Source organism: Hymenobacter coccineus, assembly GCF_001816125.1.
Taxonomy (GTDB): Bacteria; Bacteroidota; Bacteroidia; order Cytophagales; family Hymenobacteraceae; genus Hymenobacter; species Hymenobacter coccineus.
On the sequence record NZ_MDZA01000408.1, the window covers coordinates 1 to 16,932 of the forward strand.

Here is a 16,932-nt window from a genome sequence, read left to right on the forward strand (position 1 = left end):
GGGCCAGGTCGGCGGGGTGCGCAGGCCCCAGGCCGTGGGCGCGCCCGAAGCGTGGGCCCCGGTGGCGCCAGCAGCGCCAGCAGCCGCAGCTGCGCGGCCACGGGTTCGCGCTGCCACTGGCGGTCGCGGTGCACCACGTAGGCCGCCAGGGGCCGGCTCAGCGTTGATTTTAGTCCCATAACCTGAACAGCAGCGTATTAGTAAGTGGGGCGAAAGTACACCCGGGGCCCCGCGGCGGCCGGGCAGCAACCTAAATCCGGAAGCCCCGTTTCCTACCCAAACCCACTTACTTTTTACTACATCATGGCAGATCACGCAGGCAAGGCCGTTTGGAACGGCGACATCAAAGGCAGCGGCACCCTCACCACCGACAGCGGCAACCTCGACGCCCCGTACTCGGCCGGCAGCCGCTTCGAAGGCAAGCCCGGCACCAACCCCGAGGAGCTGATTGGCGCCGCCCACGCCGGCTGCTACACCATGTACCTTACGAGTGTGCTCACCAAGCACGGCCACACCATCGAGAACATCACCACGACCAGCACCGTGACGATGAACCCCAACGACGGCCACCCGGTCATCGAGCACATCCACGTGAACACCGTGGGCAAGGTAACCGGCGGCAACATCACGCCCGAAGACTTCCAGAAGCACGCCGAAGATGCCAAGAGCAACTGCCCGGTATCGAAGGTGCTGAGCGCCGTGCCCAAAATGACGCTCGAAGCCAAACTGGCTTAGGTTAGCTGCTATTATTTCCCGCTGCCGGTTTCGCGCCGGGGCCCCATTTGGCGGCTCCGGCGCGAAACCGGCAGCGGGAAACTATTTTTGCCCCATGCCCACAGGTTCTACCCGCATCCGCCTCCGCCCCGCCAACACCTCCCGCGTCCCATTTTGGGGCCAACTGGCCATTGGCTTGTTTTGGGTGGTCTACGTTTTGGGCATGGCCTGGGGCGACACCACGGCCCACGACTACCACTTTCTGCACTGGGTATTCCTGGCGTTCAGCCTCGTCTACATCGGCTACGTGCTGGTGAACAACGCCCCGATTTTCGGCACCCAAAGCTACCTGGAGTTTACGCCCGGCTATATGGTGCACAAAAACGGCCTGTTCCGCCCCAAGCAAGTATTCCCCGTCGAGAACATCGCCACCCTGGAGCTGCTAGCCTCCGTGATGCGCGTGCGCATGAAGGACAACGAGGTATACGCCCTCGATTTGAAGGAAGTAAAGGGCAAGCGCCGCAAGCTGGTCTTCCGCGAGCAGGTGCGCCGCTTCGCCGCCCGCTACCACATCAACTTGCTGGAGCCCAACCCACTGCGCGGATAGTACTCTACTCGAATAGGGGCCCCAGCGGCAGCTCGATACCGGTGGCCGGGTCGGTTAGGGTTTGGGCACCGTGGAAGAAGGTATAGTCGGTTGGGTTGGCATACACTACTACGGCTTGTAACTGCGGTAATACAATCCAGCAGGATTTTACTCCAGCATCAAAGTAGCTAGCAGCTTTATCCACCAAATCAGTTAAAGCCTGGGCGGGGGATAAAATCTCAATTGTAGTAAGCGGAAGCTGTGCCAGCACTATTTCATCGTGCTGCATATCAACCAGCATCTTTGTGAAAATGCCAACATCTGGCACCATTACTCGGCCAATTACGTCGATGTTGACTTCTGATATAAATCGGTACTGCTGGCGGTAACGTGTACCTAGTTCAAGCACCAAGTTGGCTTGAATTATACCATGATTTCTACTAGGCATGGGTTTTCCGCGTTCCAGCTCGTATTCGGAAAGTTCGATGGCAAGCGTTTCCATAAGTGAGCATTAGGTATTCTCAAAGATAACCCGCCGCCCCAAAAATTTCAGGGCCCCTACTTAGCGAATTTCTTGCGCAAATCGTCGACCTGGCTACGGAATTTCTTGTCCAGATCCACCAGGTCCGACACGGTTTGCACCGAGTGCATGACGGTGGTGTGGTCGCGCCCGCCGAAGTGGAAACCGATGGTTTTCAGCGTGTGGCTGGTGTGGTGCTTGGCGAAGTACATGGCCACCTGCCGGGCCGTCACCACTTCCTTCTTGCGGGTTTTGTCCTTCAGCAAGTCCACCGACACGTTGAAGTACGCGGCCACCGTCTTCTGGATGAAGTCGAGGTTTACCTCCGCCTCCACTTCTTCGATGATGTGGCGCAGGGCCTGCTTCACCATTTCCAGGTCGATGTCGCGGCGGCTCAGGCTGCTCTGGGCCACCAGCGAGGCGATGACGCCCTCCAGCTCGCGCACGTTGGTGTGCACCGAGTTGGCCAGATAATCCACCACGTGCGGGGCCGGAATGTCAATCCCGTCCTGCTCCATCTTGTTGCGGATGATGGCCACGCGCGTCTCGAAGTCGGGCGTCTGCACGTCGGCCGTCAGGCCCCACTTGAAGCGCGACAGTAGCCGGTCTTCCAACCCCTGCAAGTCCTTAGGCGGCCGGTCGGAGGTCAGCACAATTTGCTTGGCCGACTGCTGCAAGTGATTGAAGATGTGAAAGAACATCTCCTGGGTCTTATCCTTATCAGCCAGGAACTGCACGTCGTCCAGAATCAGCACGTCAACTTGGAGGTAGAAGTTGGCAAAGTCCTGCACCTTGTGCGACTTCACGCTCTCGATGAACTGGTTGGTGAACTTCTCCGCCGATACGTACAGCACGAACCGCTCGGGCCCCGAGGCCTTGATGTGGTTGCCGATGGCCTGCACCAAGTGGGTTTTGCCCAGGCCCACGCCGCCGTACACCATCAGCGGGTTGAAACTGGTGGTACCCGGCTTGTTGGCCACGGCAATACCGGCCGAGCGGGCCAGGCGGTTGCAGTCGCCCTCGATGTAATTGTCGAACGTGTAGGAGCCGTTGAGCTGCGAGGGCACCAAGTTGCCGTCCACGGCGCGCGCCTGCTGGAAGGGGTTGCGCGGGGCTGCTTCGGCGGTGGCCGCGGCGGCGGGGGCCATCACGGGGCGGTTGCTGCCGGCGGCCTGGTAGTAGCGGGGGCCGCTGGCGGGGCCATTACCGGGCACCGGCCGGGGCCGCGCGTCGGGCGGCGGAGCGTCGCGCTCGGGAGCCGCCTGCTTACGGGCCGGGGGCAGGTGCAGCGTTTTGGGCTGGTCGAGGGGCGTGCCCTGGTCCACCACCACGCTGTACTCCAGGCGGCCAGCGGCCCCCAATTCCTGGAATAGGGCCCGGCGCAGCTCGTCCACGTAGTGCTCTTCGAGCCAGTCGTAGAAGTAGTTGCTCGGCACCTGAATGGTGAGCACGTTATCCTTCAACTCAATCGGCACGATGGGCCGAAACCAGGTCTTGAAGCTCTGCTCGCCGATTTCGGACGCAATCGTGCGCAGACAGCCTGCCCAAACGGTGCGAAAATCTTTGAGCATGGGACAAGTCCGCCAGCGAGCCGGGCAGCATCAAACGAGGGTAGAAAGACAACCAAACCCTTCCCGAACGTGGAGGCGTTTGGGCTAGGGGGGGACAAAATTGTGGAAAACTTAGCAGGAAAAAAAGTCGGTTCTTCCTTGCTTATGTCGGGCTTTTAGCAGGCCCCGCGCACGGGCACCACAGCGGCACTGGCCAGCCCGCCGCGCTTGGCTCCGGGCGCAAATTCGTAATCGAGCCGCCCGAGGTTGATGCCCGACCAGCCCACTTGGTTGATGAGGGCGGCGTGGCCGTCGGGGCCCTGGATGGGCTCGGGCGCGTCCATAAACGTGTGGGTGTGGCCACCCAAAATCAGGTCGAGGCCGGCTACCTGGGCGGCCAGCTTGCGGTCGTCGAGTTTTTCGTTGTCGTACTTGTAGCCCAGGTGCGAGAGGCAAATCACCATGTCGCACTTTTCGGGGCCCCGCAGCTGGGCCACCATTTCCTTGGCCTTGGCCACGGGGTCGAGGTACAGGGTTTGGCCGAAGTTTTTGTCGCCCACCAGCCCGGCCAGCTCAATGCCCAGCCCGAACACGCCCACGCGCACGCCCTGCTTCACGAACACCTTGTAGGGCTGAAACTTACCAGCCAAAGGAGTTTTCGAAAAGTCATAATTGGCGATGAGGAATGGGAAGCCGGCGTTGGGCAGCTGGCGCCCGAGGCCGTCGAGGCCATTGTCGAAATCGTGGTTGCCCAAGGTGCTGGCGTCGTAGCCCATGCGGGTCATCAGCTTGTATTCCAGCTCGCCACCGAAGAAGTTGAAATACGGCGTGCCCTGGAAAATATCGCCCGAGTCGAGCAGCAACACGTTGGGTTCCTGGGCCCGCACGTCGGCAATCAGGGCCGCGCGCCGGGCCATGCCGCCCAGGCCCGCCCACTGCCCGCCCCCTTCAGGAAACGGCTCGATACGCGAGTGCATATCATTGGTGTGCAAGATGGTAAGCTTCACCGGGGCTTTGGCGGCGGGGGCCGCCGCGGCCGCGTTGGCCAGGGCCCCCAGCCCGGTGAGGCCGGCGGTGCCCAGCAAAGAATTACGGAGAAAGTCGCGGCGTTGCATAGCAAATTAGTCAACAATTAGCAGTGAACAGTTATCGATTTAACAGGAGATAGTTGTAGTCAACTGATAACTGTTAATTGACTTTCACTCGGCCTTCGACCTGGGCCGTGACGGGCTGGCCGGCGTTGGTAAGGTCGCGGATGTGGTCGGCGATGGCGGAGCGCAGCAGCACGCCGGTGTGGCGCGGGGCAATGTTCTTGAAGAACACCATGTTGTCGCCGCCACCGGCCAGGTAGTCGGAAATGGCAATGGCGTAGGGCTTGGCCTGGGCGGCGTCGAAGGGCAGGCCGCCGATGCGGATGTCCAGGGCGTGGCCGTCGGGCGTGGCCGTGTAGGTGGCCCCCGAGACGGCCATTTTCACGCGGGCAGCGAAGTCAAAGAGCTGCTGCACGGTGGCGGCCGGCGCGTCGAGCACCACCAGCTCGTTCTCAAACGGCATCAACTCGAACACGTTGCCCATCGTAACGGGCCCCGCGGGCAAGCCGGCGCGCAGGCCGCCGTTGGTCATCACGCTCAGCGGAATGGCCTCGTGCAACACCTCGGCGGCGCGCTGGCGCTGCAAGTCGGCCACGAAATTGGCCAGCGGCGACTCGCCTGTTTTCTTGGTGAGGGCCACCGGGGCCGTGCCCAGCACGCCCTGCATTTCGGCCGTCACCTTGTCGTGGTAGGGCCGGATGAGGGCGGCCACGGCGGGGTCTTCGGCCTGGGTTTTGCCCACCGGCTGGCTCGTGGCGGGCGCAAAGTGGGCAGTGGGCCGGTAGGGGCCCCGCTGGCAGCCAGCGGCGGCCACCAGGGCCAGCGCGGCGGCCGTGAAACGAAAGGAACGCAGCATGGAAAGCACGAAAGCGGTGGGCAACAACGGCGGGCGGCGGGCCGCCGCTGGACGGCAAAGGTACGGCCGCGGCCAAGTTTGGTAGGGCCCGGGGGCCCGGCCTTTCCCGGCCGGGGCGGTATCTTGCGGGCATCCCGCGGCCCGGCCTGGCCGGGGTTTTCCGTCCTTCCCATGTCCGAATCCCTGCCGGCGCTGCCGGTTGCTTTTACTGAATTTCCGGCCCTCACCACCGCCGCCTGGCAGGCCCGCCTGGCCCGCGACCTCAAGGGCCAGGACCCCGCCGTGCTGCGCTGGCCCCTACCCGGCGGCCCGGTGCTGGAGCCGTTTTACCACCGCGAGGCCCTCGATGCGCTGGGGGGCCCGCCCGCGCCCCTGCCCTTCCCGGCCCGCCCCTGGCAGAACGTGCCCGCGCTGCCCGTGCCGGTGGGCGCCGACGGCCACTTTGAGGTAGAACGCGCCGTGACGGCCCTGGAACACGGGGCCGACGGCGTGCATTTCGAGCTGGCCACTGCTTCGGCTTTTGATACCGATTACCTGGCCCAGCGGCTGCCACTGGCCACCACCTTCGTGGGCTACACCGTGGCCGAGGGCCCTAATGATCTACTGGCCCGCTTGGCCGCCGCCGCGCCGGGCGTGGCGCTGTGCGGCTTCCTGCGGTTTTGCGCCGCTGCTGGGGGCCCCGAGGGCGGCACGCCCGCCGCAGTACGCCCGGGGCCCCTGCGCCGCTGCGTAGCCCCTGGCTCAAACCTGGCCCCGACTTCCGGGCGCTGGCCGTGAACGCAGCGTACTTCGGCAACGCCGGGGCTACCGGCAGCCAGCAGCTGGCCTACGGCCTGAGCACCGCCGCCACCCTGCTGGCCACCCTGCCCGACGAGGCCACGCCCCTGGCCGCCGTGGCCAGGGCCCTGCACTGGCACGTGGCCGTGGCTCCCAGCTACTTCCCCGAACTGGCCAAGCTGCGGGCCCTGCGCCGCCTCTGGCCCACGCTGCTGCACGCCTACGGCTTGCCGCCTGGCGCGGCCGCGGGTCTGCGGGTGCACGCCACCACTGCTACCTGGACGCAAACCACCCTCGACTCGCACACCAACCTGCTACGCGCCACCACCGAAGCCATGAGCGCCGTGCTCGGCGGCGCCGACTCGCTGTCGGTGGGCACGTTCGACAGCCTGTTTGCTACACCCAACGATTTTTCGGGCCGCCTGGCGCGCAACCTCTCGCTCATTTTACGCGAGGAGGCCCACTTCGGCGTTGTGCAAGACCCCGCCGCCGGCTCGTATTTCATCGAAACCCTGACCGATGAGCTGGCCCGCGGGGCCTGGGCCCTGTTCCAGCAAACCGAGGCGGCGGGCGGCCTGCCGGGGGCTCGGCCGCTGGTATTAGAAGCCGTGCACGCCGCGGCCACGGCCACATTCCAGCGCATCGCCGCCGGCAAGCAAGTGGTGGTGGGCACCAACCGGTTCGAGGACCGCGCCGAGCGCTTCGCTTTCAACCCCAAGAAGTTGCTGCGCTCGGCCACCTTCGACACCACGCGCGCCACCTACCCTTCCGAAGTGCTGCGCCTGGCTACGGCCCTGCACTTCGAGCGGCGCGAGCGCAAAACCAAGCAGGCGGCGCTGGTGCTGCTGGGCGCGGGCGTCAACCGCCACATCGAGGAGTCGTTCTACCGGTTGCTGCCGGCCCTGGAGCGGCCCGAGCTGGCCGCTAGCCACCCCGAAGGCACGTTGTCGTTCCTGTTCTCGTCGCCCGAAGAGGCCACGCTGATGTACGCCACGCCTGAGCAATTCCAGCGCTTTGCCCGGTTCCTCTACCGCATCCCGACCGAGCGCCAGGTGTTCGTGGCGCCGGTGCTGCTCTCCTCCGACCTGGCCACTTTACAGGAGGCCGTACGCGTGTTTGGCTTCCACGAAATGACGGTGCAGGGCTATACCACCGAGGAAGTGCTGGCCCGCCTACAAGGGCGGTAGGCTTCAATTAAAAATTAAAAATGAAGGATTAAAAATTATGAATTCTCGCCTTAGTTCTCTAGCAAGATCCAAGGCTAAACCAGCTGATTTGCTGATTTTTAATTCATAATTTTTAATTTTTAATTCTCCTCCCATGAAACCTGACTTCGCTGCCATTGCCTACGACGCCGCGCCGCCCCAGCCAGCCCCCGGGGGCCCCGAGGCGCCGGCCCAGTCTACGCCCGAAGGCATTGCGCTGAAGCCTTGCTACACCGCCGCCGACGTGGCCCACCTCGACCACCTGGGCTTCGGGGCCGGGCAGGCGCCCTACCTGCGGGGGCCCTACGCCAGCATGTACACCCAAAACCCGTGGACGGTGCGGCAGTACGCGGGCTTCTCGACGGCCGAGGCCAGCAACGCCTTCTACCGCCGCAACCTGGCCGGCGGCCAAAAAGGGCTAAGCGTGGCCTTCGACCTGGCCACCCACCGCGGCTACGACTCGGACCACCCCCGCGTGCAGGGCGACGTGGGCAAGGCCGGCGTGGCCATCGACTCGGTGGAGGACATGAAAATTCTCTTCGATCAGATTCCGCTGGAGCAGATGTCGGTGAGCATGACCATGAACGGGGCGGTGCTGCCGGTGCTGGCCTTTTTCATCGTGGCGGCCGAGGAGCAGGGCGTGCCGCCCGAAAAGCTGACCGGCACCATCCAGAACGACATTCTGAAGGAGTTCATGGTGCGCAACACCTACATCTACCCGCCGGGGCCCAGCATGCGCATCATCGCCGACATTTTCAGCTACACGGCGGCGCGCATGCCCAAGTTCAACTCCATTAGCATCAGCGGCTACCACATGCAGGAAGCCGGCGCCACCGCCGACCTGGAGCTGGCCTACACCTTGGCCGACGGCCTAGAGTACGTGCGCGCCGGCCTCGCCGTGGGCCTGCCAGTGGACGACTTCGCGCCGCGCCTGTCGTTTTTCTGGGCCATCGGCATGAACCACTTCATGGAAATTGCCAAGCTGCGCGCCGGCCGCCTGCTCTGGGCCAAGCTCATGCAGCAGTTCAACCCGCAGAACCCCAAAAGCTTGGCTTTGCGCACCCACTGCCAAACCTCGGGCTACTCCCTCACCGAGCAGGACCCTTACAACAACGTGGCCCGCACCGCCATCGAGGCCCTGGCGGCCGTGCTCGGCGGCACCCAAAGCCTGCACACCAATGCGTTGGACGAGGCCATTGCCCTGCCCACCGACTTCTCGGCCCGCATCGCCCGCAACACCCAGCTGTATTTGCAGCACGAAACCGACGTGACGAAAGTGGTGGACCCCTGGGGCGGCTCGTACTACGTCGAAACCCTGACCCACGAGCTAGCCGACAAAGCCTGGGTCCTCATCCAGGAAGTGGAGGCGCTCGGCGGCATGGCCAAGGCCATCGAAACCGGCCTGCCCAAGCTGCGCATCGAGGAAGCCGCCGCCCGCAAGCAAGCCCGCATCGACGCCGGCAAGGAAGTAATTGTGGGCGTGAACCAGTACCAGACCGACGAAAAAACCGAGGTCGAGGTGCTGGACATCGACAACGACGCCGTGCGCGAAAGCCAAATCACGCGCCTCACCCATGTAAAAGCCACCCGCGACGCCGTGGCCGTGAAGGTGGCCCTGGCCGCCCTCACCGAAGCCGCCAGCCTGCGGTTGGAAGAGTTAAAAGTTGAAAGTGAGGAGTTGAAATCCGACGGGGCCCCGGCCACTCCCAACGCTCAACTTTCAGCTTCTAACCTGCTAGCCCTGGCCGTAACGGCCGCCCGGGCACGCGCCACGCTGGGCGAAATATCCGACGCGCTGGAGGCCATGTACGGCCGCCACCAGGCCACCACCCGCACCGTGGCGGGCGTGTACTCGCAGGAAATGAGCCACAACGAGGAGTTTGCCCGGGCCCGCGCCGCCGCCGATGCCTTCGCCGCCGCCGAAGGCCGCCGCCCGCGCATGTTGGTGGCCAAAATGGGCCAGGACGGCCACGACCGGGGCGCCAAAATCATTGCCACGAGCTTCGCCGACGTAGGCTTCGACGTGGACTTGGCGCCCTTGTTCCAAACCCCCGGCGAAGTGGCCCGCCAAGCCGTGGACAACGACGTGCACGTGGTGGGTGTGAGCAGCCTCGCCGCCGGCCACAAAACCCTGCTGCCCCTGCTCATCCAGGAGCTAAAGGACCAAGGCCGGCCCGATATCCTGGTAATTGCCGGCGGCGTCATCCCCGCCCAGGACTACCAATTCTTGTTCAACGCCGGCGTGGCCGGCGTGTACGGCCCCGGAACGGTGATTGCCAAAGCTGCGCAAGAGATTCTAGCGAAGCTTTAACCACTCGTTACTTTTTCATTCCATGAAAACCCCATCGGCCGCCGAAACCCCGGCTCTTTTACTGCTTGAACGCCTGGGCCAACTACTCGGTACCTCCGCCACGGCCCAAACGGTGTACGGCACCCCCGTCGAGCGCGAGGGCGTCACCGTCATTCCAGTGGCGCGGGTGCGCTACGGCTTTGGGGGCGGCGGAGGCGGCGGCACCCAGGCGGGCGAAGGCGCTGGCTCGGGCCTGGGGGCCGGAGTGGGCGTATCGCTCACGCCCGTGGGCTACATCGAGCTGCAGGAGGGCCGCAGCCGCTTCCGGCCCATCCGGTCGTCGGTGGTGCCGCTGGTGGCGGTGAGCGGGGCCATCGCCTGGCTGCTGCTGCGGAGTGTACCTCGGCTGCTGAGAAGCAGGAATGGAAAGTAGGGAATTTATATTTTCTCGTTGCCCCAGTTTCTTCTGGAACTGCTCCAATCCATTAAATAGAAGGCCCGCCATACCCGGCGGGCCTTTTACGTACCTATACTCGCCTGGGATCCTCTTGCGATAGGCTAGATAACCACGGATTTTCCGCATGAAATAAAGCGCTAAAATGAGGCACCCTTACCCCCGCCGCAGCGGCTGCCACTGCCAGTAAGTAGCACTGCGCCACAGCCACTCCAGGGGCCCGTAGCGGAAGCGGCGCAGCCAGCCGTGCGCCGCGGCGGCTTGCGCAGCGAAGAGGAGCGCGGCGGCTACTAGCACCCACTTTAGGGGGATTGGAGCGGGGCCTACGTAATGCTGGCAATACCAGGCAAAAAGCAACAAGCACAAGGATTGTAGCACGTAGGTGGTCAGGCCCATTCTGCCCAGGGGCCCCAGCCAGGCCAGGGCCCGCCGAAGCAGGGGCTGCCGGTACAATTGCACCAGGCCGGCCACGTACAAAGCCGAAACGACGAGGCTCTTCAAGGTAAAAAAGACTTCGTAGAAGCGAATGGCCAGGCTGGCACCCAGGGCCGCTGCTAACTGACTATAGGCAAGCCGCAAACCCAAAAAAACTACTGCTGCTACCACTAAAATCCGGTTAAAAAATACCCGGTTGGCAGGGGTATCGGCAAATGCGTCGCGGCGGCCCAGGTACAGGCCAAGCACAAACAGGGCCGCGATAGAGAACACCCGAAATCCGGAGAATTCATCTACCAGAAAGCTGCCCGCCGCCTCCCCGAAGACCCGGTTGAACAGCACCGTGGCCGGGGCCAGCCAGTAAGCAAAGCACAGCCCCCCAACAAAGAGAAGCGCACTTGTGAGCAGCAGCCACCCATTGCGCCACCGGTACACCAGCACCAGCAGCAGGCCCACCACGGCGTAAGCGTGCAGAATCTCGAACGTGAACAGCAGCCGGTGCAGCCAGCCAAAGGCCCCCAACAGCGCCAGCCGCCACACAAAGCGCACGGTATAAGGCAGCCCTTTGGCACCGGCGCTGCGCAGCTGCAAGGCAAAGCCCAGCCCAAAAAGCAGCGAGAAGATGCTAAAAAACTTCCCCACCACAAACGTGTCGATTCCCAGCCGAACGGCCATTTCGCCGGCACTTAGCAGGCCCGCGGGGCCCGTGCCGTCGCCGCGCTGGCCCACAAATTTTGTTAGAAAGTGCACCAGCCAGATGCCCAGCAGGGCAAAGCCCCGCAGCGCGTCCACTGCTTCGAGCCGCGGTGGGGCGGCGGGCGGCGCCGAAGGAAATGTTGAGGTTGGCAGCACGCCTAGGTTAATGTGGGCCCCCCAATGGCGGGCCCCACAAAACTAACGGCGCGCCCAGGTTTTGCCAGCCACCGCCCGCCAGGGCCCCGGCGCGATTCCTCCTTATTGCTGCTGCGCCTTGAAGGCGATGCGCAAAGTGCGGACCACGCGCACGGGCCGGCCGGCCACGCGGCCCGGCTGCCACCACGGCATGAGGCGCACCAGGCGCAGGGCTTCTTCATCGAAGCCGTGGCCGCAGCCTTTCACCACTTCGGCGTCGCAGATGCGGCCCTGCTCATCGACCACAAACCCCACGAATACCGCACCGGCCAAGTTGTCCTCCAGGGCCCGGGCGGGGTAGTGCGCGTTTTGGCGCAAGTAGGTATGGTAGGCCACCTCACCGCCGGTGAAGGCGGGCATCACCTCAGCAAAAGCCAGGGCAGCAGCGCGGGCGCTGCCACCGGCCGATACCGTGGCGCCGGTCGTGGCCGTGGCCGCGTCCGAGCCACTGCCCGTCAGGGCGTACATCGTCACGGCCAGGGGCCCATCGGCCGGGGCTACCACGGTCTGGGCCCGGTAGCCCGAGCAGCTGAATACGAGCACCGGATCGGCCCCCGGCGCGGGCACCAGAAAGCGGCCGTCGGAGTTGGTACTCGCCACGCCGGGCGAGCCCTGCACCACGATGACGACGCCCGGCAAGGGCGCGCCGGCTTCGTTCAGCACCTGGCCCACCAGCGCAGCCAGGAGGCCGGGGGCCCTATAGTTACTGCGGGGGGGCTCGGGCGAAGCATTAGGCAGCGAAGCAGGCGCAAGCGCGTGGCTCAGAAACAACAGGCTGGTGTAGAGGTGTAGCAGCATAGAAATAATGGCCTGGATAAGAGGAAGAAAAACCGGGTAACTGGGCAGCTTTGCGAACAACTTTGGCTATGGCAAACCCACAACCGAAAGACAGGAAAACGAATACCAGTAGTCGTAAAATAAAATTGTCTAATACCATGTTTTTGAAGTAATAGTTATAACCGTACCAAATACTTGATTATTAATAAAATTTAATTCATTGGAACAATATACCCAGCCATAATTCAACTTATAATCTTGTTCTTCTCAATAATAGGCAAATAAAATAGCTTTTTAGTTGATTGACTAATTTTTATTTATTAAAATTTGACATAAAAAATTATCAGATAATATCTCATTAAAATTATAATTTTTAAAATAATTCTCGATTTTATATATTCAGTGCATTTAACAAATGTCGGCTACCCAAAAATCGGAGCACTGGCCGGTAGCCCGTGACAAAGCCCCGGTATGGCAGTTATAATGCCAAGCGGTTCACCTTACTCTTTTTCTTGTTTCATGGATCTTCAAATCACCAACAAAACAGCCCTCGTAACGGGCTCCACCGCGGGCATCGGCCTAGCCATTGCCCAGCGGCTAGCGGCCGAAGGGGCCCACGTGGTGCTCACCGGGCGCACCGAGGCGCGCCTGGCCGAGGCCAAAGCCGCCATTTTGCAGCGCACGCCGGGGGCGGTGGTGCGCGGCGTGGCCGTCGATTTTGACGACGTAGCGCAGATTGACGCGCTGCTGGCGGCCGTGCCCGCGGTGGATATTCTGGTCAACAACGTGGGCATTTTCGAGCCCAAGCCCTTTGCCGAAATTGCGGACGCCGACTGGCTACGCTTTTTTGAAGTGAACGTGCTGAGCGGAGTGCGGCTGGCGCGCCAGTACTTCCCGCAGATGCTGGCCCGGGGCCAGGGCCGCATCTTGTTCATTTCGAGCGAGTCGGGGCTGCAAATTCCGGCCGAGATGATTCACTACGGCACCACCAAAACGGCCCAGTTGGCCGTGGCCCGCGGCCTGGCCGAGCTCACCAAGGGCACGGCCGTCACGGTCAACTCGTTGCTACCGGGCCCCACGGCCTCTGAGGGGGTGGAGGAATTCCTGAAAAAGCTGGCCGGCGAGGGCAAAACCCGCGAAGAGGCCGAGCACGAGTTCTTCCGCGACGCGCGGCCTTCGTCGCTACTCCAGCGCTTCATCACCGTGGAGGAAATTGCCGACACGGCGGCCTACCTCGTCAGCCCCCTGGCCGCAGCCACCAACGGGGCCGCGGTGCGCGCCGATGGCGGCGTGGTGCGCAGCATTTGAGTTTGCGCCAACCAAAGAAAGGCCCGCCGCCCCGACCATTGGTCGGGGCGGCGGGCCTTTCTTTCTGGGGGCCCCAAGGGGACTTATTCGGCCGTTTCGGGCTCACCGCCGAGTAGCTGCCAGGCTTCGGCGTTGCCCTGCTGGCCGGCGAGGTGCAGGGCGGTGAGGCCCCGGGCGTCTTTTACGGTGGCGTCGGCGCCGGCTTCGAGCAGGAGCTTCACCAGCTCGTTGCGGCCAAACATAGTGGCGAACATCAGGGCCGTGCCGCCGTTGCCGTTGGTCAGGTTCAGGTCGGCGCCGCGGGCGATGAGCAGGCGGGCAATTTCAGTGTAGCCCTTGAAGCTGACGCCCATCAGGGCCGTATTGCCGCTGTTGTCCTGCACATTGGGGTTGGCGTGGCGGTCGAGCAGCGCGCGCGCGGCGTCGATGTTGTTGTCGTAAGTAGCCAGCACGAGGGCCGAAAAACCTTTGCCTTCTTGGGCGTTGATGTCAACGGCAGGGTTTTGCAGCAGCTGTTCAATCTGGGCCACATCGCCTTTGCGGGCGGCTTCAAACAACGAATCTTGGGGGCGGGAAGAGGGGGATTCCATGGAAAGCAAATTAAGATAAGGGGCAAAATGCCGCTTGGTACGGTGCAAGACAACTTGGTGCCGGCTGGGTTTGGCGCGGGGTCATAAGAAAGCCTTCTCTCGCGAAAAGGCTTTCTTATGACCCCGCGCAGGAGCGGCAGCGCTAGGCCTGGGTGACCCCGCGCAGGAGCGGCAGCGCTAGGCCTGGGGGCTCTGCGGAATGGCTGGCTGCTGGGGGTCTTTCGGGGCCACCGAGCCGTTGGTGGTGGCGGCAGCTTGGGGCTCTTTTGCCGGCGCCGGTGCGGGCTCGGGGGCCTTCAATTCTTTTATCCGCACGCCGGCGTCCTTCAGTTTGCCCCACGAGAAGTTGCCCGTAATCAGGGCGCTGGCCACGGCGAGGCCGGCGGCGGCCAGGGCCCCGGCCACCAAGGGGTTCATGGTGGTGCGGGTGTAGTAGCTCTTCATCACGTGGCCGGGGTAGTCGCTGTGGGCGTGGCCGCCCAGGCCGGGCTGCTGGAGCCCCCCGGCGGGGTTGGCGGCGGGCTTGTCGCTCTTTTCCTGGCCCACAATGGCCTTGGCACTAATCCAGTCCATCACGCCCGGGGCGTGCTTGTTGAAGGTGCTCATCACCTTGCCGCCGCCGCCCACGTAAATGTCGCGCGTGGGGTGCACAGCCGCGTACAGGATGGCGTTGGCCACTTCCTCAGGCGCGTACACGGGCGGGGGCAGCTGCAACTCGTAGTCGGTGTAGTTGCGCACGTTCTTGTTGAAGGGCGTGTCGATGCTGGCCGGCTTGATGAGCGTGACCGTGACCGGGGCCTCCTCGTGCTCCAGCTCGATGCGCAGCGCGTCGGTGAAGCCTTTCACGGCGTGCTTGCTGGCCGAGTACATGCCCTGCATGGGGATGGCCACGTCCGACACCACGCTGCCCAGGTTGATGAGGGCCCCGCCGTGCGCTTTGAAGTGCTTGAGGGCCTCCAGCGAGCCGTTGACGATGCCCCAGAAGTTGGTTTCGAACAGGCGGCGGTGGTCCTCGGCGTTGCCGTCTTCGATGCGGCCGAAGATGCCCACGCCGGCGTTGTTCACCCATGTGTCGAAGCCGCCGAAGTGGCTACGGGCGGCCTCGGCGATGCGGGCCACGTCGGCGGGCTTGGCCACGTCGGCGGCCACAGTGGTTACGTGGGCCCCAGCTTGCTCGAGCTGCCCGGCCACGGCGCGCAGGTCTTTTTCGGAGCGGGCGGCCAGCACGAGGCGGGCCCCTGCTTTGGCCGCAGCGCGGGCCGTGGCCAGGCCGATGCCGCTGGTGGCGCCGGTGATGACGATGATTTGTTGGTCGAGTGGTTTGGGTTGGTGGGACATAATGAGAAGCGAGGAAGTGGAGGGAAACCAGGTTTTTTGCCACGCTGGCAACTCCTTTGCTTACGCGCCCGCGCCCCGGTTGGATATGCCGAGCTTACCCAGGGGCCCGGGCTGCCGCTTTTTCGCCGGCTGCCCGGCCATCACTAAGGCCCCAGGAGTAAGCTCAGCCAGCGGACCGGCAACCACTAGGAGTTCAATGATAACCTAAGCCACGCCAGGCAATGCTTAGCGGCCGGCCGGCGAAAAGCCGGCAGCCCGCCCCGCCCCTACCTTTGCCCCCGTCTTTCCCACTCCCCTAAATGAGCCCTGATTCTTCGATAAAAACCCTGGCCTTGCTGGGCAGCACCGGCTCCATTGGCACGCAGGCGCTGGAAGTGGTGCGCCAGCAGCCGGGCCGCTTCCGGGTGGCCGTGCTGAGCGCCCAGCGGCAGTGGGAACTGCTAGTGCGGCAGGCGCGGGAGTTCCGCCCCGCCGCGGTGGTCATCGGCGACGAGAGCCTCCGGGGCCCCGTGCAAGCCGCCCTAGCCGGGCAGCCCGAAACCGAGGTGCTGGCCGGGCCGGCTGCCCTGGCTGAGGTCGTCACGCGCCCCGAAATCGACGTGGTGCTCACGGCATTGGTGGGCTACGCCGGGCTGCTGCCCACGGTGGCCGCCATCCGGGCCGGCAAGGACATTGCCCTGGCCAACAAGGAAACCCTGGTGGTAGCCGGCGAGCTAATTACCCAACTGGTGCAGCAGCACGGCGTGCGCCTGCTGCCCGTCGATTCCGAGCATTCGGCCATTTTCCAGTGTTTGGTGGGCGAGGAGCTGAACCCAATTGAGAAAATCATCCTCACCGCCTCCGGGGGGCCCTTCCGCGGCCGCTCGGCCCGCGAGATGGAGGCCGTGACCAAGGCCCAGGCCCTCAAGCACCCCAACTGGGAGATGGGCGCCAAAATCACCATCGATTCGGCCTCGCTCATGAACAAGGGCCTGGAGGTGATTGAGGCCAAGTGGCTGTTCGGGCTTGACAACGAGCAGATTGACGTGGTGGTACACCCCCAAAGCATCGTGCACTCGCTAGTGCAGTTTGCCGACGGCTCGCTGAAGGCCCAACTGGGCCTGCCCGACATGAAGCTGCCCATCCAGTACGCCCTGGGCTACCCGCAGCGGCTGGCCAACACGTTCCCGCGGTTCTCTTTTCTCGACCACCCCACGCTCACGTTTGAGGCCCCCGACCGGGCGGCGTTCCCCAACCTGGAGCTGGCCTTCGGGGCCATGCGCCGGGGCGGCAACGCGCCTTGTATCCTCAACGCTGCCAATGAGATAGCCGTGGCCGCATTTTTGCGGGAGGAGGTCGGCTTCCGCCAGATGTCCGACCTCGTGGCCGGGTGCCTGGCGCGGGTGCCGTACCTTGCCAACCCGTCGCTCGACGACCTGATGCAGACCGATGCGGAAACGCGGCGGGCCGCTTCGGGGTTAATTAAAAGTTGAGAATCAAAAGTTAAAAATCGGCGTAGCCCCTGCGGCTAACCTCGCTTTCAGTCTTTGGTTTCGATGGCTTTTAATTCA

Annotated in this window: 16 protein-coding genes; 8 read left to right on the forward strand and 8 right to left on the reverse strand. The window is 63.6% G+C overall.

The features are described from left to right. The first annotated feature begins 303 nt into the window (after positions 1-303). Positions 304-735 (forward strand): OsmC family peroxiredoxin, encoded by a 432-nt coding sequence (locus tag BEN49_RS18675; protein ID WP_070745960.1) that lies wholly within the window; start codon positions 304-306, stop codon positions 733-735. Between the two features lie 94 nt (positions 736-829). Next, positions 830-1,321, forward strand: a complete 492-nt coding sequence (locus tag BEN49_RS18680; protein WP_070745961.1) for a hypothetical protein — start codon at positions 830-832, stop codon at positions 1,319-1,321. A gap of 4 nt (positions 1,322-1,325) precedes the next feature. Here BEN49_RS18680 and BEN49_RS18685 read toward each other — a convergent pair whose 3' ends face one another. The 4 genes from BEN49_RS18685 to BEN49_RS18700 all read right to left on the reverse strand — a co-directional run bounded on the left by BEN49_RS18685 (position 1,326) and on the right by BEN49_RS18700 (position 5,317). After that, entirely contained in the window at positions 1,326-1,802 is a 477-nt protein-coding gene (locus tag BEN49_RS18685) for a Uma2 family endonuclease (protein WP_070745962.1), read from the reverse strand. A 56-nt stretch (positions 1,803-1,858) separates the two neighbouring features. Then, positions 1,859-3,391, reverse strand: coding sequence for a chromosomal replication initiator protein DnaA (gene dnaA / locus BEN49_RS18690; protein WP_083326240.1), 1,533 nt, complete (start codon positions 3,389-3,391; stop codon positions 1,859-1,861). A gap of 155 nt (positions 3,392-3,546) precedes the next feature. After that, positions 3,547-4,485: a bifunctional metallophosphatase/5'-nucleotidase gene (locus tag BEN49_RS18695; RefSeq protein WP_070745963.1), complete on the reverse strand. Its 939-nt coding sequence runs from the start codon at positions 4,483-4,485 to the stop codon at positions 3,547-3,549. Between the two features lie 73 nt (positions 4,486-4,558). Continuing rightward, entirely contained in the window at positions 4,559-5,317 is a 759-nt protein-coding gene (locus BEN49_RS18700) for a 5'-nucleotidase C-terminal domain-containing protein (protein WP_070745985.1), read from the reverse strand. Between the two features lie 171 nt (positions 5,318-5,488). Between BEN49_RS18700 and BEN49_RS28340 the strand changes: the two genes are divergently transcribed. The 4 genes from BEN49_RS28340 (at position 5,489) to BEN49_RS18720 (ending at position 10,022) form a co-directional block, all read left to right on the forward strand. After that, positions 5,489-6,094: a hypothetical protein gene (locus BEN49_RS28340; RefSeq protein WP_070745964.1), complete on the forward strand. Its 606-nt coding sequence runs from the start codon at positions 5,489-5,491 to the stop codon at positions 6,092-6,094. Beyond that, positions 6,091-7,281, forward strand: coding sequence for a methylmalonyl-CoA mutase family protein (locus BEN49_RS18710; RefSeq protein WP_070745965.1), 1,191 nt, complete (start codon positions 6,091-6,093; stop codon positions 7,279-7,281). Before BEN49_RS28340 ends, BEN49_RS18710 begins: the two co-directional genes overlap by 4 nt. A 133-nt stretch (positions 7,282-7,414) precedes the next feature. Next, complete coding sequence (scpA, locus tag BEN49_RS18715) at positions 7,415-9,610, forward strand: methylmalonyl-CoA mutase (protein ID WP_070745966.1); 2,196 nt, start codon at positions 7,415-7,417, stop codon at positions 9,608-9,610. Positions 9,611-9,632: 22 nt separating this feature from the next. Continuing rightward, the gene (locus BEN49_RS18720; protein ID WP_070745967.1) at positions 9,633-10,022 is read left to right on the forward strand and encodes a GerW family sporulation protein; all 390 of its coding nucleotides are present in this window, start codon (positions 9,633-9,635) and stop codon (positions 10,020-10,022) included. Positions 10,023-10,199: 177 nt separating this feature from the next. On the opposite strand, the gene BEN49_RS18725 is transcribed toward BEN49_RS18720, so the two are convergent. Both BEN49_RS18725 and BEN49_RS18730 read right to left on the reverse strand, forming a co-directional pair. Continuing rightward, positions 10,200-11,330 carry a DUF418 domain-containing protein gene (locus tag BEN49_RS18725; RefSeq protein ID WP_070745968.1) on the reverse strand — a complete coding sequence of 377 codons (1,131 nt, stop codon included), beginning with the start codon at positions 11,328-11,330 and terminating at the stop codon, positions 10,200-10,202. Between the two features lie 102 nt (positions 11,331-11,432). Continuing rightward, positions 11,433-12,167 carry a TonB family protein gene (locus tag BEN49_RS18730; protein ID WP_070745969.1) on the reverse strand — a complete coding sequence of 245 codons (735 nt, stop codon included), beginning with the start codon at positions 12,165-12,167 and terminating at the stop codon, positions 11,433-11,435. Positions 12,168-12,665: 498 nt separating this feature from the next. Between BEN49_RS18730 and BEN49_RS18735 the strand changes: the two genes are divergently transcribed. Beyond that, entirely contained in the window at positions 12,666-13,454 is a 789-nt protein-coding gene (locus BEN49_RS18735; RefSeq protein ID WP_070745970.1) for an SDR family NAD(P)-dependent oxidoreductase, read from the forward strand. An 83-nt stretch (positions 13,455-13,537) separates the two neighbouring features. Here BEN49_RS18735 and BEN49_RS18740 read toward each other — a convergent pair whose 3' ends face one another. Both BEN49_RS18740 and BEN49_RS18745 read right to left on the reverse strand, forming a co-directional pair. Continuing rightward, a complete protein-coding gene (locus tag BEN49_RS18740; RefSeq protein ID WP_070745971.1) occupies positions 13,538-14,044 on the reverse strand; it encodes an ankyrin repeat domain-containing protein in 507 nt (168 codons plus the stop codon). A gap of 177 nt (positions 14,045-14,221) precedes the next feature. Continuing rightward, positions 14,222-15,382 (reverse strand): SDR family oxidoreductase, encoded by a 1,161-nt coding sequence (locus tag BEN49_RS18745; protein WP_070745972.1) that lies wholly within the window; start codon positions 15,380-15,382, stop codon positions 14,222-14,224. A 299-nt stretch (positions 15,383-15,681) separates the two neighbouring features. Here BEN49_RS18745 and BEN49_RS18750 point away from each other — a divergent pair, with 299 nt between their 5' ends. Then, on the forward strand, positions 15,682-16,854 hold the full coding sequence (locus tag BEN49_RS18750; RefSeq protein WP_070745973.1) for a 1-deoxy-D-xylulose-5-phosphate reductoisomerase: 1,173 nt from the start codon (positions 15,682-15,684) through the stop codon (positions 16,852-16,854). Positions 16,855-16,932: the final 78 nt, after the last annotated feature.